This is a genomic window from Bacillus sp. ISL-47, from assembly GCF_018613175.1.
GTDB lineage: Bacteria > Bacillota > Bacilli > Bacillales > Cytobacillaceae > Cytobacillus.
In genome coordinates this window covers 109,387-130,336 of sequence record NZ_JAGGQS010000003.1, presented here as the reverse complement: position 1 = coordinate 130,336, position 20,950 = coordinate 109,387, and the positions used below count along the sequence as shown (strand labels likewise).

18 protein-coding genes and 1 other annotated feature are annotated in these 20,950 nt (G+C 43.0%); of the genes, 13 read left to right on the top strand and 5 right to left on the bottom strand.

What is annotated here, in order from left to right:
- Window positions 1–85: 85 nt before the first annotated feature.
- The 4 genes from J7I93_RS02330 (at window position 86) to J7I93_RS02315 (ending at window position 3,150) form a co-directional block, all read left to right on the top strand.
- Window positions 86–745, top strand: coding sequence for an amino acid ABC transporter permease (locus J7I93_RS02330; protein ID WP_214722879.1), 660 nt, complete (start codon window positions 86–88; stop codon window positions 743–745).
- Window positions 738–1,460, top strand: coding sequence for an amino acid ABC transporter ATP-binding protein (locus J7I93_RS02325; RefSeq protein WP_214722877.1), 723 nt, complete (start codon window positions 738–740; stop codon window positions 1,458–1,460). Before J7I93_RS02330 ends, J7I93_RS02325 begins: the two co-directional genes overlap by 8 nt.
- 136 nt (window positions 1,461–1,596) lie before the next feature.
- Entirely contained in the window at window positions 1,597–2,589 is a 993-nt protein-coding gene (locus J7I93_RS02320) for an aromatic acid exporter family protein (RefSeq protein ID WP_214722874.1), read from the top strand.
- Between the two features lie 27 nt (window positions 2,590–2,616).
- On the top strand, window positions 2,617–3,150 hold the full coding sequence (locus tag J7I93_RS02315) for a L,D-transpeptidase (RefSeq protein ID WP_214722872.1): 534 nt from the start codon (window positions 2,617–2,619) through the stop codon (window positions 3,148–3,150).
- Between the two features lie 226 nt (window positions 3,151–3,376).
- On the opposite strand, the gene prli42 is transcribed toward J7I93_RS02315, so the two are convergent.
- The gene (prli42, locus tag J7I93_RS02310) at window positions 3,377–3,472 is read right to left on the bottom strand and encodes a stressosome-associated protein Prli42 (protein WP_157452401.1); all 96 of its coding nucleotides are present in this window, start codon (window positions 3,470–3,472) and stop codon (window positions 3,377–3,379) included.
- Between the two features lie 184 nt (window positions 3,473–3,656).
- Here prli42 and mce point away from each other — a divergent pair, with 184 nt between their 5' ends.
- From mce to gndA, 6 genes are all read left to right on the top strand, one after another.
- Complete coding sequence (gene mce / locus J7I93_RS02305) at window positions 3,657–4,067, top strand: methylmalonyl-CoA epimerase (RefSeq protein WP_214722870.1); 411 nt, start codon at window positions 3,657–3,659, stop codon at window positions 4,065–4,067.
- Window positions 4,068–4,070: 3 nt separating this feature from the next.
- Window positions 4,071–5,621: an acyl-CoA carboxylase subunit beta gene (locus J7I93_RS02300; protein ID WP_214722868.1), complete on the top strand. Its 1,551-nt coding sequence runs from the start codon at window positions 4,071–4,073 to the stop codon at window positions 5,619–5,621.
- A gap of 78 nt (window positions 5,622–5,699) precedes the next feature.
- A complete protein-coding gene (locus J7I93_RS02295; RefSeq protein WP_214722865.1) occupies window positions 5,700–6,818 on the top strand; it encodes a tripeptidase T in 1,119 nt (372 codons plus the stop codon).
- Window positions 6,819–7,040: 222 nt separating this feature from the next.
- Window positions 7,041–7,517: a chemotaxis protein CheW gene (locus J7I93_RS02290; protein WP_214722863.1), complete on the top strand. Its 477-nt coding sequence runs from the start codon at window positions 7,041–7,043 to the stop codon at window positions 7,515–7,517.
- Window positions 7,518–7,642: 125 nt separating this feature from the next.
- Window positions 7,643–8,944: a DNA polymerase IV gene (locus tag J7I93_RS02285; RefSeq protein ID WP_214722861.1), complete on the top strand. Its 1,302-nt coding sequence runs from the start codon at window positions 7,643–7,645 to the stop codon at window positions 8,942–8,944.
- 180 nt (window positions 8,945–9,124) lie between these two features.
- Entirely contained in the window at window positions 9,125–10,534 is a 1,410-nt protein-coding gene (gene gndA, locus J7I93_RS02280; RefSeq protein ID WP_214722858.1) for an NADP-dependent phosphogluconate dehydrogenase, read from the top strand.
- Window positions 10,535–11,671: 1,137 nt separating this feature from the next.
- Here the strand turns inward: gndA and zwf are convergent.
- On the bottom strand, window positions 11,672–13,141 hold the full coding sequence (gene zwf / locus J7I93_RS02275; protein ID WP_251025698.1) for a glucose-6-phosphate dehydrogenase: 1,470 nt from the start codon (window positions 13,139–13,141) through the stop codon (window positions 11,672–11,674).
- 461 nt (window positions 13,142–13,602) lie between these two features.
- Here zwf and rnz point away from each other — a divergent pair, with 461 nt between their 5' ends.
- The 3 genes from rnz to J7I93_RS02260 all read left to right on the top strand — a co-directional run bounded on the left by rnz (window position 13,603) and on the right by J7I93_RS02260 (window position 16,832).
- Complete coding sequence (gene rnz, locus J7I93_RS02270; protein ID WP_214722854.1) at window positions 13,603–14,541, top strand: ribonuclease Z; 939 nt, start codon at window positions 13,603–13,605, stop codon at window positions 14,539–14,541.
- Entirely contained in the window at window positions 14,542–15,087 is a 546-nt protein-coding gene (locus J7I93_RS02265) for a histidine phosphatase family protein (protein WP_214722851.1), read from the top strand.
- 88 nt (window positions 15,088–15,175) lie between these two features.
- Window positions 15,176–15,391, top strand: a binding site (T-box leader).
- A gap of 103 nt (window positions 15,392–15,494) precedes the next feature.
- On the top strand, window positions 15,495–16,832 hold the full coding sequence (locus J7I93_RS02260; protein WP_214722849.1) for a sodium-dependent transporter: 1,338 nt from the start codon (window positions 15,495–15,497) through the stop codon (window positions 16,830–16,832).
- A gap of 195 nt (window positions 16,833–17,027) precedes the next feature.
- On the opposite strand, the gene namA is transcribed toward J7I93_RS02260, so the two are convergent.
- From namA to proC, 3 genes are all read right to left on the bottom strand, one after another.
- Entirely contained in the window at window positions 17,028–18,047 is a 1,020-nt protein-coding gene (gene namA / locus J7I93_RS02255) for an NADPH dehydrogenase NamA (protein ID WP_214722847.1), read from the bottom strand.
- Between the two features lie 105 nt (window positions 18,048–18,152).
- Window positions 18,153–19,292: a glycosyltransferase family 2 protein gene (locus J7I93_RS02250; protein ID WP_214722844.1), complete on the bottom strand. Its 1,140-nt coding sequence runs from the start codon at window positions 19,290–19,292 to the stop codon at window positions 18,153–18,155.
- A gap of 83 nt (window positions 19,293–19,375) precedes the next feature.
- Entirely contained in the window at window positions 19,376–20,206 is an 831-nt protein-coding gene (gene proC, locus J7I93_RS02245) for a pyrroline-5-carboxylate reductase (protein WP_214722842.1), read from the bottom strand.
- Window positions 20,207–20,950 lie beyond the last annotated feature (744 nt).

Below are 20,950 nucleotides of genomic sequence, written 5' to 3'. Positions count from 1 at the left end.
GCGTCCGGGGCATTCTTCCTTTGGACGCTTTATTCTTACTTGAAGCTAAAAGTATTAATTTACTAATAGAGAGGATGAAAAGAAAGTGAATCTGGATTTTCAGCAGTTCATTCCCTCCCTTCCTTATATACTTAAGGGAATTGGGGTAACACTCCAAATTGTTTCCCTTGCAGCTATATTGGGATTTGTATTGGGTATCATATTATCATTTTTTAAGATAAGCAGATTTAAATTTCTCGGGTGGATTGCAGATGCATATACCTCCGTTTTCAGAGGAACACCCCTTGTACTCCAGCTGATGCTGATTTACTATGGGTCTCCACAGTTGATTGGCTATAAAATTGATCCATCGACAGCGGCTGTTCTTTCTTTTGGACTAAACTCGGCTGCCTATATTTCGGAGATTATCCGTGCCGGTATCCTGGCCGTTGATAAAGGGCAAACCGAAGCGGCGATGGCTCTTGGTGTTCCTTATAGGCCGGCAATGATGGATATCATCCTTCCGCAGGCGATGAAAAACATTCTGCCTGCTTTGATGAACGAGTTTATTACCCTAACAAAGGAATCGGCAATCGTTACGGTTATCGGGGTTACTGATGTCATGCGCCGTGCTTATATTGTTGGCGGAGAGAAATTTTCTTACTTTGAACCGATTCTGATTGCCGGTCTGATCTATTATATTATGGTCATGATCCTGACTCTGCTTGGCAAAGGGATTGAAAGGAGAATGAGACGCAGTGATTAAAGTGGATAATTTGCATAAGAGTTTCGGTAAACTGGAAGTGCTTAAAGGAATATCTACAAGCATTAAGGACGGTGAAGTCGTGGCCATTATCGGACCCTCTGGATCAGGGAAGTCAACCTTTCTCCGCTGCATCAATCTGCTGGAAGCCCCAACAGATGGCCGGATCCTGATCAATGGGCAGGACATTACAAATAAAAGTACAAATATTATGAAGGTACGCCAAAATGTCGGCATGGTTTTCCAGCACTTTCACCTATTTCCTCATAAAACAGTCCTGCAGAATCTTACTTATGCTCCTGTAAAAGTAAAAGGAATTTCCAAGCAGGAAGCAGAGAAAATTGGACTTCAACTTTTGGAAAAGGTTGGTTTGTCTGCTAAAGCACATGAGTATCCGAGCCGATTATCAGGCGGCCAAAAGCAAAGGGTTGCTATTGCTAGAGCTCTAGCTATGCAGCCGGATGTGATGCTTTTTGACGAACCGACATCAGCGCTTGATCCTGAAATGGTGAAAGAAGTGCTGGAGGTCATGAAAGCATTAGCCCATACTGGAATGACGATGGCTATTGTTACCCATGAAATGGGCTTTGCACGTGAAGTAGCCGACCGGGTACTCTTCCTGGACGGCGGTGTCCTTGTAGAGGATGCTTCGCCAAAAGAGTTCTTTTCTAATCCGTCCAGTGACCGTGCAAGAGATTTCTTGCAAAAGATGCTATAAACGATATATGCTTATGGGAGAAGATGGTCAAGTAGGATCATCTTCTCTTGCTATTTAAATGGTAAAAACTTAGTTTGAATATTTGCCTTGTATTCCCAATTTTAAATAGACAGATTAATATAGGAGCTTGACAAATATGAAGTACAAAATAGGCTATAGAACGATTAAAACTGCGTTGGGTACCTCCATAAGCATTATGATTGCACAAATGCTGCAGTTGGATAACTTCGTTTCAGCAGGCATTCTAACGATCCTTTGTATAAAAGTAACAAAGAAAAAATCACTGCGTGCTTCCTGGGATCGTTTTTTTGCCTGTTTAATGGCAATGGTGTTCTCTTCTCTGTTTTTTGAAGGTGCCGCCTATCATCCCCTGGTGATCGGACTGCTGCTTCTGTTTTTTATTCCCACTGCTGTAATGGTGAAGGTTAGTGATGGCATTGTCACAAGCTCAGTCATCATCCTCCATATTTATTCTGCAGGGGAAGTGACGAGGGAACTCCTTCTGAATGAATTGGGCATTATCATTGTCGGAATTGGTGTGGCGCTAATCGCAAACCTTTATATGCCAAGCCTTGAAACTAAATTAAAGGAATATCGTCTGCAAATAGAAGAAAATTTTAAGATCATCTTTGATGAAATTGTCATTTATTTGCGCACCAATGAAAGCGCATGGGACGGTAAAGAAATTACTGAGACCATGGAATTGATTAATGAGGCGAAAACGCTGGCATTTAGGGATGTAGAAAACCATTTCCTCAGAAATGACGATTTATACTACAACTACTTTAAAATGCGGGAAAAACAATTTGAAATTATCGAACGTGTCCTCCCGAGTGTTACTTCCATTTCACTTACGGTAGAACAGGGGGAGATGATTGCTGACTTTATCGAAGAATTATCAGAACATATCCATCCGGGGAACACGGCCATTCAATTCCTCGAAAAGCTGTATCGAATGAGAGTTTCTTTTGAAGAAATGGAGCTGCCAAAAACGCGGGAGGAATTTGAAGCCCGTGCCGCCCTTCTTCATTTTGTAAAAGAGATGGAACAATATTTGATTATTAAGAGTTCATTTAAAGGGTTAAAAGACAGGGAGATGAATCAAACCCAGCCTGCTGAAGCAAACTAAGGGAAATGAACGGGAGCGTGATTTTGCATGCTTAAGCTTGCTGCTGCAGCGATTATGCTTTTTTCTTTTTCCCCGATCTGGCCGCTGGGGCCAAACCCGCTGCCGGGAGATCCTTTTTTAATTGTAAATAAAAAATCGAATGAAGTAGCTTTTATTCAGGACAATAAAGTTCAAACAGTTATCACAGCGGCAACTGGAAAGACGGAGGACCTCACGCCTGAAGGTTTTTTTACAGTAACAGTAAAAGCTGCCAATCCTTATTACCGAAGGAAGGATATAAAAGGCGGCGACCCGAATAACCCTCTGGGAACAAGGTGGATCGGTTTTGACGCAGTGGATACAGATGGAAGGATTTACGGCATTCATGGAACCAATAATCCATCCTCTATTGGAAAATATGTTTCCCAAGGGTGTATCAGGATGCAGAATGAGGCAGTCGAATCGCTTTACGAATATGTGCCGATTGGTACAAAGATCCTAGTTGTTACTTCAGACAAAAGCTTCGAGGAACTTGGGAGGGATTACAGGGCAATCAATAAAGGATATTTTAAAGGACAATAAAGGGCTGCACCTCATTGGTGCAGTTTTTTTGTGGTTAAAATATATGTGTATGAAAAAAAGTTAAGTCAGGTGTAAGGGTATTTTTTTATCTAGATAAAATAGAAAACCAATTAGCTGAAAATCGGATATTTTAAAAAGCTGTTTTCTAAAACGTACCTCTGGAAACGGTAAAGAAGCGGAAAGCTTGCACTTCCCGCTCGAAAACACATTCCGGATCTCCTATCTTTTAAAAGAACATCGCCATGCCCATAATGAGGGTTGATGCAAGCATGGCAAATATCATTAAATATACAACGACTTTCATCAATTTCTTGTTAGACATTCTATGCCTCCTCGCCCGAATTCTTAATATTATTTTACTAAGAATCTTCAAATTGAACAACCGCTCAATTTTTAAAAGGATTTTCGACATATTTGACGAATAACTAGATAATAGACCTTAAAAGTGCCCGTTTAATCGGGTATAAGATTATATAATCTTTCGACATTCTTAGGAGGAGAAGTAAGTGATCAAAAAGGTGGACCATATAGGGATAGCTGTTAGATCTTTAGATGAAGCGCTTCCATTTTATACGGAGACTCTTCAGCTGCCATTCCTTGGGATTGAGGAAGTTGAAAGCCAGGGAGTAAAGGTTGCTTTCCTAAAAGCAGGTGAAACCAAACTGGAGTTATTGGAGCCAACCAGCCCAGAAAGTCCAATCGCCAAATTTATTGAAAAGCGCGGGGAAGGCCTGCATCATGTGGCATTAGGAGTCGACAGCATCCAGGAGCGCATCAATGAAATGAAAGAGAAGGGGATCAGAATGCTGCAGGATGCCCCGAAGCCTGGAGCAGGAGGTGCACAAGTAGCCTTTATGCATCCGAAGTCAACGGGTGGCATCCTATATGAATTTTGTGAAAAGAAAGGAATGGAATAAAGCATGGCAGACATCTATGAAAAAATTAATGAATTATACGATCGCCGCAGGGAAGTTGAATTGGGCGGAGGAGATGAACGTATTCAAAAACAGCATGAAAAAGGGAAGCTTACTGCCCGTGAACGAATTGACCTATTAGTAGATCCGGGTTCTTTTGTTGAACTGAATCCATTTATTGAACACCGAAGCACCGATTTTGGACTGGAAAATCAGAAAGGTCCTGGGGATGGTGTTGTAACTGGCTATGGAAAAGTAAACGGAAGGCCGATCTTCTTATTCTCTCAGGATTTTACTGTTTTCGGAGGGGCACTGGGAGAAATGCACGCGAAGAAAATTGCGAATGTTATGGATTTAGCAGCGGAGAACGGTGCTCCATTTGTTGGATTGAATGATTCCGGAGGAGCGAGAATCCAGGAGGGCGTTGTTTCACTTGATGGGTACGGCCATATCTTTTATCGGAATTCTATTTATTCAGGGGTTATACCCCAGATTTCTGTTATTATGGGGCCTTGTGCAGGGGGGGCTGTCTACTCACCGGCTATCACTGATTTCGTGTTCATGGTCGAAAAAACAAGCCAAATGTTTATCACTGGCCCAAAGGTAATTGAAACGGTTACCGGGGAGAAAATTTCACCTGAAGACCTCGGCGGTGCCAAGGTGCATAACTCGATCAGCGGAAACGCACACTTTAGAGGGGAGTCCGAAGAAGAAGTTATTGAGCAGGTACGCAGGCTTTTAAGCTACTTGCCGCAGAACAATGAGGAAAAGCCGCCAATGGCAGAAAAAGACGAGGATGAAGATTATCGTCCGGATTTGACGGATGTTATCCCTTTTGACGCCTTGCGTCCCTATGATGTCAGAAAAGTCATTGAACAGGTTGTCGATGGGAATACGTTTATGGAGGTTCAGCAGGATTTTGCTAAAAATATTGTAGTAGGTTTAGCCAGAATCAAAGGGGAAACGGTTGGGCTTGTCTGCAATCAGCCAAAGGTCATGGCAGGCGGACTTGATATTGATTCTTCTGATAAGGCATCACGCTTTATCAGGTTCTGTGATTCCTTTAATATTCCACTAATAACCTTCGAAGACGTTACAGGCTTTTTCCCAGGCGTTAAGCAAGAGCATGGCGGCATTATCCGCCACGGGGCAAAGATTCTATATGCCTATTCTGAAGCAACTGTACCTAAGCTTACTGTCATTTTAAGAAAGGCCTTTGGCGGGGCATATGTTGCATTGAACAGTAAATCGATTGGTGCAGATCTTGTGTATGCGTGGCCGAACGCTGAAGTTGCTGTAATGGGTCCTCAGGGTGCAGCCAATATCATTTTTGCAAGGGAAATTCAAAACAGTGAAGATCCGGAAGCAACTAGGGAGCAAAAAATTGAGGAGTATAGGGAAAAATTTGCGAACCCGTATGTTGCTGCAAGCAGAGGCATGGTGGATGATGTCATAGACCCGCGTGAAACTAGAATAAAGCTCATTCAGGCACTTGAAATGCTCCGCAATAAAAAAGAAACCAGACCGCATAAAAAGCATGGAAATATTCCGCTGTAAGAAATTTCGGATTTGCTGTGCTTAAATATTGGAGTTATACTTGCCTAGTAAGCATTTAATTTGGAGGTTTGTACATAAATGATTAATGAGGAACGTTTGTTGAACGAATTTCTGGAACTCGTGCAAATTGACTCGGAAACGAAGCATGAAGCTCAAATTGCGAAAGTTCTTAAGAAAAAATTCAGGGATATTGGTGTTGAGGTTTACGAAGATGATACAACTGCCCAAACTGGCCATGGAGCAGGCAACTTAATTTGTACCCTTCAGGGAACCAAGGAAGACGTGGATACCATTTATTTCACGTCTCACATGGATACGGTAGTTCCCGGAAAGGGCATAAAGCCTTCCATTAAGGATGGCTATGTTGTAACAGACGGAACAACGATTTTGGGAGCAGACGACAAGGCAGGCCTTGCTGTTATGCTTGAGATTGTTAAAGTTTTAAAAGAGCAGAACATCGCTCATGGTACCATTCAATTCATTATCACTGTTGGTGAAGAATCGGGTTTAGTCGGTGCCAAGGCCCTTGATCCATCCCTTGTAAAGGCTAAATACGGCTATGCGCTAGACAGTGACGGAAAAGTCGGCAACATCATTGTTGCAGCTCCAACCCAGGCCAAAGTGAAGGCTGCTATCCTAGGGAAAACTGCACATGCTGGCGTTGCACCTGAAAAAGGCATTTCTGCTATTACAATGGCGGCCAAGGCCATTTCCAGAATGCCATTAGGACGCATCGATGAAGAAACAACTGCTAATATCGGGCGCTTTGAAGGCGGACAGCAGACAAATATTGTGTGCGATCACGTTGATATTCTTGCTGAAGCCCGTTCTTTAATTCCGGAAAAAATGGAACAGCAAGTAGCCAGGATGAAAGAAGCCTTCGAAAGCGCAGCCCAAGAAATGGGCGGCAGGGCAGAAGTGGATGTACAGGTTATGTACCCGGGCTTTAAATTTGGCGAAGGCGATCATGTAGTAGAATTAGCACGTAGAGCAGCTGCCAAAATTGGCCGCAGTTCAGAGCTTCTTCACAGCGGGGGCGGAAGTGATGCCAACGTTATTGCAGGCTTTGGCATTCCGACAGTCAACCTTGCTGTGGGGTACGAAGAAATTCATACTACAAATGAGCGCATGCCAATTGAAGAACTGAATAAACTGGCTGAAATGGTAATTGCTATTATCGAAGAAGCATCAGCCTAATTTATAGGAATAGAGAACCCATTGTGCGGTTCTCTTTTTTGTTTTTATAATCCCTGCTTTGTTAAAAGTATTATATTGTATTAACTTTAGTACCTCCTGAGTGGAGTGGAAATCAGCAGGCGAGTTTGTATATATTCTCATCAATGGTTCATCTGGACTAGTTAAAAAATTATGGACATGGTATATTAGTTATATACATAAGTGTTGCTAGGAGGCTATGGAATGACTGCTATTAATAAAGTTGTCGTGTTCCGGGTAGGGAAAGAGGAATATGCCATTCCAATTCCTTTTGTTATATCAATTGAAAAAATGGAAGGAATCACACCGATTCCGCATTTGCCGCATTATGTGAATGGAATTGCTGAAGTAAGAGGAGAGCTTATCCCTGTTGTTGATTATGAAAGCATTCTTTATAGCCGAGCACTTCAGGAAACCGAAACGTCCAGAATGATTGTCCTGCAAACCGAAGAGCTTTCATTCGCTGTCCTTGTTAACGAAGCAAAGGAGATTCTCGATATACCTGCAGATAACCTGAAACAGCCAGGCTTGATCGCCTATCAGAAAACCAATTATTTCACTGGAGTTGCCAATCTGGACTCGCGGCTAATTACGTTGATTGACCCGCTTAAACTGGTTGAATCCCTTGAAGGCATACGGGAGATCAAGGATTATATGAAAACACAGCAAACAACAGCATAATTCTGAAATGGAAACAGGGAATCACAGGTTCTCTGTTTTTACTTTTTCTGCAGATGCCGGTACGTGATCGGAACGCTGTTATTCTGTTAAAATAGAATAAGAATAAGGGATAGGGAAGTGCCGGCATGAAACATATGTATCCAAAAAATGGGAGAGTTATCCTCCATGTTGATATGAATAGTTTTTATGCCTCGGTTGAAATGGCTTATGATCCATCGTTAAAGGGCAAGCCTCTGGCAATCGCGGGCAATCCGGAGGAACGGCGGGGGATTATTGTCACATGCAGCTATGAGGCTAGAAGCCTTGGCGTTAAAACAACGATGCCGTTGTGGGAAGCCAAGAAGCTTTGCCCGGAGCTGATTATAAAAAAGCCGAACTTTGACAGATATCGTGCCGCTTCTATGGGGATGTTTGATATTTTGCGTGAATATACCTCTCTTGTAGAGCCGGTATCCATTGATGAAGGCTATGTGGACATAACAGAAAGCTATGAGTTCGGAAGCCCTCTGGAAATCGCTGAAACCATTCAAAAACAAATTTTTCAGCAGCTTGATTTGCCCTGCAGCATTGGCATTGCACCCAATAAATTTTTAGCCAAAATGGCCTCCGATATGAAAAAGCCTATGGGGATTACCGTTCTCCGCAAAAGGGATGTCCCCCAAATTCTTTGGCCGTTGGAAGTAGAAGAGATGCACGGGGTTGGTAAGAAAACCGGTGAGAAGCTCCGCAATCTCAAGATCACCACAATCGGTGATTTAGCAAAAGCAGATGAAGTACAGTTAAAAGCAGCTCTGGGAATCAATGGGCCTCGCTTAAAGCAAAAAGCGAATGGCAGCGATAGCAGAAAAGTCGATCCTGAGTCAGCTGCCGAATTTAAGAGTGTAGGAAATTCGACTACCTTACCAAGGGACGTTTCAAACCAGAGGGACCTTCTGCAGGTATTTGAAAAATTAGCCGGACAGGTTTCTTCCAGATTAAAGAGGAAGAAGGTTTTGGCGACATCGCTTGGCATAACAATCAGATACAAGGACAGAAAAACCATTACCAGAAGCCGGAAACTTAAAAATTCCATCCAGCAGGACGATGAGATTTTTAAAATAGCAAAAGAACTATTCATCAAGCATTGGAACGGAAATGCAGTCAGGCTGCTCGGCATAACAGGGACAGACCTTGTCGAGCCCCAGCAGGCTGTCAAACAGCTGGATTTATTCAGTTACGAAAAAGATGCCAAAAAGGAACCGCTTTTTCAAACAATGGACCTTTTACGAAAAAAATATGGTTCCAAGATCATCGATCATGCAGGCACTCTATCAGGAATGCACATTCAGGGGCCGAAAATTGGCACGGACACAAGCTTTAATAAAGACTTTTTGCAAAATAGTCACCGAGTAAAGAAAACAGAAGAAGAAAAAGATGATAAATCATGATTTTTTCAGTCGATAATATGCAAAACTAAGACAGGAAAGTTGAATAAGGGCAGGAATCTTGCTAAAGTATAGTGGATTCTTTTTTGGGGGTATTCTAAAGGATCCTTGAAAAATAACGGTCGTTTTGTTGTCCTTTTTGGACAAACAAATTACGCAGTATTAGAAGGGAAGTTATCGAATATGACGAAATCGCAGTTTGGTGTTATCGGTTTAGCAGTCATGGGCAAAAACCTTGCCATGAATATTGAAAGCAGAGGATACACTGTATCTGTATATAACCGTTCACGAGAAAAAACGGATGAAATGCTTAATGAAGTAGAAGGCAGAAATTTTAAAGGTACATATACAATTGAGGAGTTTGTTGACTCTCTTGAAAAGCCTCGCAAAATCATGCTTATGGTCAAAGCAGGAGGTCCAACAGATGCAACCATTGAGCAGTTAAAACCGCTTTTGGATAAAGGTGATATCCTTATTGATGGCGGAAATACGTTCTTTGTGGATACACAGCGCCGCAATAAGGAGTTAAGCGAGCTTGGCATCCATTTTATCGGAACTGGTGTATCCGGTGGAGAAGAAGGTGCCTTAAAGGGCCCTTCTATCATGCCCGGTGGACAAAAAGAAGCATACGAGCTAGTTGCTCCAATCTTTAAAGATATTGCAGCAAAAGTGGATGGCGAAGCATGTACAACTTATATTGGTCCTGATGGTGCCGGACATTATGTGAAAATGGTCCATAACGGTATTGAATACGGTGATATGCAGCTTATTTCTGAATCCTATTTCCTATTAAAGCATGTGCTTGGATTGAGTGCAGATGAGCTTCATGAAGTATTTGCCGATTGGAATAAAGGAGAACTTGACAGCTACCTAATCGAAATCACAGCTGATATTTTTACGAAAAAAGATGAAGAAACAGGCAAGCCGCTTGTGGATGTCATTCTTGATACAGCTGGCCAAAAAGGCACTGGAAAGTGGACGAGCCAAAGCGCGCTCGACCTTGGCGTTCCGCTCCCAATCATTACAGAATCTGTTTTTGCACGCTTTATTTCTGCAATGAAGGATGAGCGCGTCAATGCTAGCAAGGTTCTTCGCGGCCCTGCTTCAGCTGAATTCACAGGCGATAAAAAATCCTTTATTGAAAGCGTGCGTAAAGCCCTTTACATGAGTAAAATCTGCTCATATGCACAAGGATTCGCACAAATGAGAGCGGCATCCGAAGAATATGACTGGGACTTAAAATACGGCGATATTGCCATGATTTTCCGCGGAGGCTGCATTATCCGCGCTCAATTCCTTCAAAAAATCAAGGAAGCATATGACCGCGAACCTGGCCTTAAGAATTTGCTTCTTGATCCGTATTTCAAGGAAATTGTTGAGAGCTACCAGGATGCAACCCGCGAAATCATCAGTGTTGCTGTAAAGAACGGCATCCCTGTTCCGTGCTTCTCTGCGGCGCTGTCCTACTATGATAGCTACCGCACAGAAACATTGCCTGCCAACCTTCTTCAGGCTCAGCGTGATTACTTCGGTGCACACACATATCAGCGTGTTGACAAAGAAGGAGTCTTCCATACAAATTGGATGGAATAATTAGAGGTTAAAGTAGAGCAGCGTCCCCAGGACGCTGTTTTTCTTTTCGTAAGAGAAGCTCCTGGTGTTAGAGGAAATCAGAGATGGAGCATGGGAGATAGCCGCCAAAAGGGGTTCATGACGCCCATTTTTGATGAAAAGCCGGGAAGATGGTCGCCATAAAAGATTTATGACGCCCATTTTTGATGAAAAGCCGGGAAGATGGTCGCTATAAAGGGTTCATGACGCCCATATCGGAGGAAAAGGCGAGAAGATGGTCGCTATAAAGGGTTCATGACGCCGATATCAGAGGAAAAGGCGAGAAGATGGTCGCTATAAAGGGTTCATGACGACCATATCAGGTGAAAAGGGTGGAAGATGGTCGCTATAAAGGACTCATGACGCCCATATCGGATGAAAAGGGTGGAAGATGGTCGCTATAAAGGGTTCATGACGCCCATATCAGGTGAAAAGGGTGGAAGATGGTCGTTATAAAGGACTCATGACACCCATATCGGATGAAAAGGGTAGAAGATGGTCGCTATAAAAGGTTGATGACGCCCATATCGGATGAAAAGGGTGGAAGATGGTCGCTATAAAGGACTCATGACGCCCATATCGGATGAAAAGGGTGGAAGATGGTCGCTATAAAGGGTTCATGACGACCATATCAGGTGAAAAGGGTGGAAGATGGTCGCTATAAAGGACTCATGACGCCCATATCGGATGAAAATGGTGGAAGATGGTCGCTATAAAGGGTTCATGACGACCATATCAGGTGAAAAGGGTGGAAGATGGTCGCTATAAAAGGTTGATGACGCCCATATCGGAGGAAAAGTCTGGAAGATGGTCGCTATAAAGGGTTCATATCGTCCATATCGGATAAAAAGGGTAGAAGATGGTCGCTATAAGGTTGATGACGCCCATATCAGATGAAAAAGGGAAAATGGTAATGCTCTTTTCTAAAAGCCGGAGGAGTGGAACAGGGTGAGACCCCACAGGCGCTGCTCGCTGAAGATGCTCACCGCCCGCCTCGTGGAAGCTTAAGCATCCTGGAGCGGAATCAACCTCTGCTCACTTTTTTGTTAAAAAGGCAACAAAGTTTGCGTAAACAGCCAAAAATAAAAACCCCTGCAGTTAACACAGGGGTTCCTTCATTTAACACTCTTCCACATCAAGGTCGGTAACAGGCCACCAGAAGAAACCATCCTTTTCAAGCAGCTGGTCTGCTTCTTTTGGTCCCATTGTGCCGGATTCATAGTTCGGGAAACCTTCTTCTTTGGTGTTTTCCCAAACGTCCGAAATTTTGTCAACGAAGCTCCAAGAAAGGGCGACTTCATCCCAATGTGTAAAGTTTGTGGCATCGCCGCGCATGCAGTCATATAAAAGACGTTCGTAAGCTTCCGGCGTGTTCATTCCATCGATGCCCTTGTTGGCAAAGTTTAATTTAACCGGTGTAGCTTCCATGTTTTGGCCGGATTTTTGTGCATTTAAATAGAGGGTAATCCCTTCCTCAGGCTGAATATGGATGACAAGCAGATTCGGATTCAGCGTTTGCTCAGTCTGATAGTATAAGTTCATTGGAATGTCTTTAAACTGGATGACAATTTTCGTTGATTTAGCGGCCATTCTTTTTCCTGTACGGATGTAAATTGGTACACCTGCCCAGCGGAAATTATCAATCATCAACTTGCCCGCCACATAGGTCTCGGTATTGGATTGCTCATCCACCATCTGCTCTTCGCGATAAGCTGGGACTTGTTTCCCGCTCATTGATCCTTTCCCGTATTGTCCGCGAACAAAATATTCCTTTACCCGTTCGCCTTCCAATGGGCGCATCGCTCTTAAAACTTTAACTTTTTCAGATCTGATTTCATCGGTCGTGAGGCGGATTGGCGGTTCCATTGCCAGCAGTGCGACCATTTGCAGCATATGGTTTTGGACCATATCGCGAAGGGCGCCGCTTTTTTCATAATATCGTCCGCGTTCTTCTACACCGAGCACCTCGCTGGAAGTGACCTGTATATTTGAAATATAGCGGTTATTCCACAGAGGTTCAAAAATGGCATTGGCAAAACGGATGACTTCAATGTTCTGCACCATTTCTTTTCCTAAATAATGGTCAATCCGGTAGATTTCATTTTCAGAGAAGGCTTTTCTGATTTGTTTGTTAAGCTGTTTCGCTGATTCCAAATCATGGCCAAATGGTTTTTCAATCACAAGGCGTTTAAAGCCGTCAACGTCTGTCAGACCGTCCGCTTTTAAGTGTTCTGCGATGGTCCCGAAGAATTCAGGTGCCATTGCCAGGTAAAAAATTCGATTTCCTTCAAGAGAATAGTGTGTATCCAGTTCTTCGGCCATACTCTTTAAAGCCAAGTATGAGCTTGCATCTGTCACATCATGTGAATGATAGTAAAAATGGGAAACAAAATCCTCAAGCTCTCCGCTGTCTTTAATAGCTGATTCCACAGAGTTTTTTACATTCGCCTGAAATTCATCATTTGAAAGCGGTCTTCTGGCAATCCCAATTACCGCAAAGCGTTCAGATAGTTTGCCTTTCTTGTACAAACGGTAAAGTGACGGAAACAATTTTCTTTTCGCCAAATCTCCGGTTGCTCCAAATATCATAATTAATGCGGTCGGTTTTTCGTTTAGTTTCACGATTCTAGAACCTCTCTTCGACAAAAATTCTGTATGTAAGGCTGGACTTCCAAGTGTCCACCCGCAGTTTTAGATATGCTTGTATGTTGCACTGCTAAAAAACACCTGTACAAATATTAAATTTTATCTCTTTCAGACTGTTTTCGCAAACATTATGTATGCATTCTACAGATAGTTTCCGTCTAAAGGAGTGTAACTATCCAATGAAATACCACAAAAACGAATTGATTTGAAAGAGAATTGCATCGCCTCTATGGTATAGTGTTAGTATTCAGACTGAACCAGTGTACAATATACGCACCAGCTGCGAGTTTTTTAATAATAATTTTTTCGATTTTGGCAGTTGTCTAGCTCTGAGTGCCGCCTGCTCAATCCTTTACCGATAGGTGGGGCTCTTCGCTATTCTGCTGGAAAGGGGCTCTTTTATAATGGATGTGTTTTTCTTGGGGACTGGAGCTGGAATTCCTGCTAAGCTCCGCAACGTCTCGTCCATGGCTTTAAAACTTCTTGAAGAAAGAGGCAGCATCTGGCTGTTTGACTGCGGGGAAGCTACCCAGCATCAAATTTTACATACAAGCATCAAACCGCGAAGAATAGAAAAGATTTTTATTACCCACCTTCACGGAGACCACATATACGGTTTACCCGGTTTATTATCCAGCCGTTCTTTCCAGGGCGGGGATACAGAGGTAACCCTATACGGACCAAAAGGGCTTAAGGAGTATGTGGAAGTCTCGCTCTCTGTCAGCGGTACATACCTTAAATATCCATTGAAAGTTGTAGAAATTGCAGATGGGGTAATATTTGAAGACCCTCATTTCAAAGTCGAGGCACGCTTGCTGCAGCACGGGATCCCTTCATATGGATACCGTATTACTGAAAAGGATCGGCCAGGTACTTTGCTGGCAGATAAGCTTACTGAGGCAGGTGTAAAACCAGGCCCGCTTTATAAAAGGATTAAAACGGGCGAAAATATTGAGCTTGAGGATGGGCGAATCTTATATGCCCGGGATTTTCTTGGACCCGCCCAAAAAGGGAGGATTATCACGGTTCTTGGCGATACAAGGATTTGTGATGCGGCAATTGAATTGGCTGCGGACGCTGACTTGCTTATACATGAAGCCACTTTTTCACAAGGGGAAGAAAAGCTTGCTTATGATTATTTCCACTCGACTACCATTCAGGCGGCCCAGGTTGCTAAAAAAGCGAATGCCCAAAGGCTTTGCCTGAATCATATTAGTTCTAGATATGAACGTTCAGACTGGGAAATGCTCGTTAAGGAATCACAAATCATTTTTCCAAACACTGATATAGCTGAGGACTTTAAAGAGATCCATATACCGCTGGTTAGGGGAGATGATGATTAAATGAAAACTATCTATATCGTCCGCCATGCAAAGGCTGAAGGACAGCCTTTTTCCGCTAAACTGACAGATAGAGGCAGGGAGCAGGCACAGATGCTTATTGCCTTTTTTAAAGATAAAGAAATAAACCGAATTTATTCGAGTTCTTTTGTGCGTGCGCTTGAAACAATTAAGCCGTTGGCGGAATTAAGAAATTTGGACATTATTGAGGATAAGCGTTTGGGGGAAAGAGTCCTTAGTTCTGTTAATTATGAGGATTGGCAGGATAAGCTAAAGGAAAGCTTTTCAGACTTTGAGCTTGTTTTTGAAGGGGGAGAATCCCAGTCATCCGGTATGGAGCGGGCTGCTTCCATTCTGAAAGATCTGATTGCTTCCGAAGAAGACCATATAGTACTGGTCACCCATGGGAATTTATCAACTCTGTTGCTGCGCTATTTCGATGAAAAAGTGGGGTTTGACCATCTAATGAAAATGAGCAATCCGGATGTTTTTGAGATCAAAGGAACCCATGAAGGCACTGTTTGGAAAAGGATTTGGAGCGGGGAGTAATGACTGGAAAAATTGAATTTTTCAAACTTGGCATTGACGGTTCGATGTGAGCGTACTATAATCACACTTATACTTAAAACATTATATTTAAAAAGCTATGAAAAGAGCCTATTAAGTCTTATCTCCCTGTATATAGAGAGCCGGTGTATGGTGGAAACTGGCACAAAGATAGGATGAATTTCACCTTGGAGCTTTTCTTTTCTGCACTTCAGTGGAAAAGACGGTTAATCCGTTATATTTCGAGAGGAAAGTCACATGCTTTCAAAAAGGGTGGTACCGCGTGAATGAAATTTGCGTCCCTTTTGAAGAATGTGGCTTTTTTGTTTTTTCGGAAAAATAACTATCATTAACATTGGAAATCCGGCCGGTTTCTATTTGATTTTAGTAAAAATATTGGAGGTACAAGCATGCAGCAAAATGAACAATGGTCATCGAAAATTGGGTTTATTTTAGCATCAGCTGGTTCGGCTATCGGACTTGGAGCAATCTGGAAGCTTCCGTATGTGGCAGGAACAAGCGGTGGCGGGGCATTTATGTTATTATTTCTTTTATTTTCATTGTTGATTGGTTTCCCTCTTTTACTTGGTGAATTTGTCATTGGGCGGAGTACAGGGAAAGAAGCGATTTCCGCATACAGGGACATTGCCCCAGGGTCGAAATGGCACTGGATCGGTTATCTTGGTGTGTTCACTTGTTTTCTTCTATTATCTTTTTATAGTGTAATTGGCGGCTGGATCCTTAAGTACCTAGCGTACGGCGTTACAGGTTCTATGGATGCCGCAGGGGACTACGAAGCGCTGTTTGGCCATTCAGTATCAGACTCTGCATCGGTGGTAGCTGCACAAGGAATCTTTTTATTAATTACTATTTTAGTTGTCGCTAAAGGGGTTCAAAAAGGAATTGAGCAGGTTAGTAAAATTCTCATGCCGGCCTTATTTATTCTGTTTATTATTTTGATTGCCCGTTCATTAACACTTGAAAATGCAATGGATGGCGTATCGTTCTTTTTGAAACCCGATTTTTCAAATTTAAATTCCGAAACCGTTCTATATGCAATGGGACAATCCTTTTTCTCCCTAAGTGTCGGGGTTTCAGTTATGGTGACGTACAGCTCTTACTTGTCCAAAAAAGAAAGCCTGCTGCAGCCTGCATTTTCCGTTGTCGGCATGAACCTGTTCATTTCCATTCTTGCTGGACTCGCAATTTTCCCGGCTGTCTTCTCACTGGGGTTTGAACCTGCTGCAGGGCCTGGTTTACTGTTTATTGTCCTGCCATCTGTTTTTGATCAGATTCTTTTTGGAAAAGTTTTTTTGCTATTATTTTTGGCATTATTTTTATTTGCAACCCTTACTTCCGCTTTTTCCATGCTGGAAATTGTTGTAGCAGCCTTAACGAATAAGAAGGGGAGAGGCAGAACTAGGGCAGCTTGGCTGACAGGATTGGCTATCTTTATTGTTGGAATCCCGTCAGCGCTATCCTTCAGTACGCTGTCAGATATATTGATATTCGGAAAAAACATTTTTGACAGTGCGGATTTTCTCGTAAGCAACATCCTTATGCCGGTCGGAGCTTTGTTCATTTCCATTTTCGTCTCATACAAAATGAAAAAAGATCTGCTGAGAAATGAATTGATCCAAGGGTCTAAACCGCTGAACGGCATTTTTTCCGTGTGGCACTTCCTTCTTCGCTATGTGGTGCCTTTGGTCATTATCATTGTTTTTCTTGATTCATTGCAGTTATTTTAATAGAAAGGCGCTGTTAAACTTTTACTGGTGATTTCCATTTCAGGCACTCAGCGAACCGCGGGCGGGTCCGACGCTCCTCGGCTACTTGCGCCTTCCGCTCCAATCAAGGGTGTCAATATCAACAATAAGCTTTAACAGAGCCAATAGAAAAAGGGATGGTACCATACCATCCCTTTTTCTATCTTTCAGGAGCTTTTATAGCCATCCGCGTTCGTACTGCTTGGGCGGCTCAATAGACACGCCCAGTTCTTTGGCAGCAGTTCGCGGCCAGTAAGGATCGCGCAGCAATTCGCGGGCGATGAAAATTAGGTCCGCTCGAGCATTTTGAAGTATTTCTTCTGCCTGCAAGCCGGATGTAATTAAGCCGACAGCGCCAGTCTCGATATTAGCGCCTTCTTTAATTGTTTCAGAATACTTAACCTGGTAGCCGGGATAGGTGTGTATTCTTGCCGGGACAACGGCACCAGAGCTAACGTCTATAAGGTCTACACCCTGTTCTTTCATCCATTTGCCCATTTCAGCATAATCTTTTGCTGTTAAGCCTTCTTCGTGATAATCATTGGCTGAAACCCTTACAAATAGCGGGCCATCCCATACGGTTTTAACCGAATCAAGGACCTCACGCAGAATCTGGTAGCGGTTCTCGGCTGACCCGCCATATTCATCAGTACGTTTATTGCTGAGCGGTGATAAAAACTCGTTGATTAAATAGCCATGTGCTGCATGGATCTCAATGACATCAAAGCCTGCCTTTTTTGCTCGTTCAGCACCTTGCCTGAATGCATCGATAGTTTCAGAGATTTCTTCTTTGGTCATTTCTTTTGGTTTTTTCATTTTTTCATTAAATGCGATGGCAGAAGGGGCGAGAATTTCACCTTCAACTGTAGCTTTCCTGCCGGCATGTGCAAGCTGGATTCCTGCAGCTGCACCATGTTCCTTCATTAAATCAGTCAATTCTTTTAATCCGGCGATATGGTCATCGCTCCATATTCCTAAATCCTGCGGAGAAATCCGGCCCTGTGGAGTAACAGCGGTAGCTTCAAGAATAATCAAGCCCACCTGGCCAACAGCCCGGCTCGTGTAGTGTGTACGGTGCCAGTTTTGGACCATTCCGTCTTCGTTATGACTCGAGTACATGCACATCGGCGCCATAACGATTCTGTTTTTAAAGGTTACGTCTTTAATTGTAAAAGGGGAAAAAAGCTTTGTTTCCATATATGAGCCTCCTTGTTTCGTTATCCTAAATATTAAGTATAGCAGGCGTGCTATCAAATGGAAAAGAACAAGCACTTTTGAATGCGTTTTGCTTTGCAGCCGCCATTAGTGCTTGCCCCGGAGTTCACTTAACTTGTATAGAGTACCTCTCCAAACAATTCCGCCCCGCACAAGTGTTAGAATACTGGCTCGTATAATGGAATAAATAAAAAGGAGCGCTGTAATTGGGAATACAAGAAACAGAAGAGGAGAGAAAGCGGACATTCTTTTTGTAATGATCGTGTAAACGATAGCCAGCAGAAGGATATTGGCAAGACTTAAGCCTGAAATGATCTTATCTGGTGAGAAAATGGTGGCGAAGGGCAGTACCTGTGAAATAAACGTACCGGCAATGGCAAACAGAACCATGCTGATTCGGTAATGGAGCCCAGCGAAAGTGTTCTTTTCCAGCCCCTTAAAGGCTTCTTTTAAGCTTCCATACCACTCAACCTCGATCAGATTCATCGCTGTTACAATTCTTTGCCTAAAGCCTTTTTGCTTTATCTTCATGCCCAGCATTAAATCATCATCCGGGCGCATTTTTATCACTTCATGCGTACCCAGCACTTCATATGCCTGTTTAGAGATCAGGTTGAACGCACCGATTCCCATGCCTGTTTTAGAACTGGGGTTATTCGCCAGCCATGGGCGTTTATAATAGGAAAAACCAAAAAGAAAAAAGGCGATGAACGCTTTTAGCCAGAAGCTTTTTCCGTTTAAATTGGGAGCTGCTGTCAAATGGTCAAGTTTGTGATGATTAAAATAATGTATGGCCTTGCTGATGGCTTCTTTTTTAAATAAAACATCAGCGTCAGTGAACAGAATCAATTCTCCCGTTGACTCACAGTATCCTTTATAAAGGGCGTGATTTTTCCCAAGCCACCCATCCGGGAGAGAGTCAATATGAATGGTTCTGATTCTTGAATCAGACTCCTGCATCCAATCCATGATCTCTCCGGTTTTGTCTGCTGACCGGTCATTGACCAATATCCATTCGATCCTTTTGTAGCTTTGTTCAAGCTGGCTTTTTAAGCTTTGTTCCAGCCGTGCTTCTTCGTTCCGGGCAGCTACAATCACGGATAAGCGGGGCCCAACACTTGTGCTTTCGGCATCCTCAAGACGATCGAGCCGATTAAACCCAAAAGAGGCATCCATGAAAACAGCCAGCCAGACAAGCAGGCTAAGGCTTAATAATAATGTGAACATCGCAGGCACTCCCTCATGCTTTTCTCTTAGTTTGTTCCAAGGCAAAGGGGAGCTTTGCCGTAAATTTTAGGAAGTGCTGTCAATTAAATTTTTACAGTGCTGCTAAAGCTGTGGCCAAGCCGTTTGGATTGGGCTGTCGCTTCCTTAATGCATTCTATAAAGGCTTTCTGGACACCATTTTCTTCAAGTACTCTTACACCAGCTTCTGTTGTGCCGCCAGGGCTTGTTACTTCTTTTCTGAGCTGCTGAGGCTCTTTAGCCGATTTTGCCAGCATCTCGGCTGCCCCAATCAGCGTTTGAATGATGAATTCTTTGGCCATCTCCTTTTCGAGCCCAATTTCTTCGGCGCTTTTTTCCATTGCTTCTGCAAGATAGTAAATATACGCTGGGCCGCTCCCTGACAAGCCTGTTACCGCATCCAGCTGTTTTTCCTCAACAAATGCAGCCATTCCGACCGTTTCAAACATTTCCTTCACAAGCTCCATTTGTTCTGTTGATACTTTTTCATTGACTGATAAAGCACTGGCCGATTTGCCGACTGCCGCAGATGTGTTTGGCATGGCTCTGACCACTGGAAGCTTTCTTTCCGCCAAAAGCTCAATGCTTTCAATAGAAACGCCTGCCAGCACGGAAATGATCAGCATTTCTGTATTTAAATAAGGCTTAATGAGGGTGATTGCATCAGCCGCATCCTTAGGCTTCATCGCTAAAATAACCGCCTCAGCCTCTTTGAAAATCTCTTCCAGATTGTAAGTTGCCTGAACGCCATAGGTTTTCTGCATGAATTGCAGTTTTTCCTCATTGCCTTTATTAGTTACCCATATGTTGTCTCCCTTGATTAGCCGGCTTTCTACGATTCCGGATATTAAAGCTTCAGCCATGGATCCTGCGCCAACAACAACTAACTTTTTCATTGTTATTCCTCCTTCTAAAATAAATATTCCGCAAGCCAGCTGACCAAACTGAATTTAACGCTGTAAGGGTGCACCTGACTACCGTAAAACTATGCTATCTTAAAGCTTATTGTTGATATTTACACCCTGTTGAATGGAGCGGAAGGCACGAGATCCTCGAAATTGCATCGTGCGGTGTTTGCTCGATGAGTGACTGAGCGGATATCAAAAGGCAAGTTTAGACAGAGCCAAAAATAAAAAAAGTCTTTTCATCCAGTAAAGGACGAAAAGACTTTGCTTCCGTGGTACCACCTTCATTGCCTTTTCTGCAGCAGCATTTAACTGCTTTTATTACACAGCCATTTGCACTTTTTTAAAAGGCATCTCGATCCCAATAACGCCGGGAATGCGTTTAGGTTTTTCCTAACAGCTCATAAGGCAGGTTCAATAGTCAAGTGGACGGTGAAGCCTTTCAGCCGCTGAGCTTCACTCTCTTTCGCCGTTTCCTATTTACTAATCTTAATCATAGCTATTTTTTCTGCTGCAGTTGAGTGCAGCTTTTATCTGTAAAATCAAATTTTAATTGTGATTATGCAAGAAGATACCCCTGTTTGTCAAGCTGTATTTTTAAAATTTTTGGCTATGTTAAAGCTAATTGTAGTTTCTAGCACCCTGTTGATTGGAGCGGAAGGCACGAGATCCTCGAAAATGCTGGCGCATTTTCTTCGTGCGGTGTTTATTCGTGGAAGCTTATTCAATGTCCTG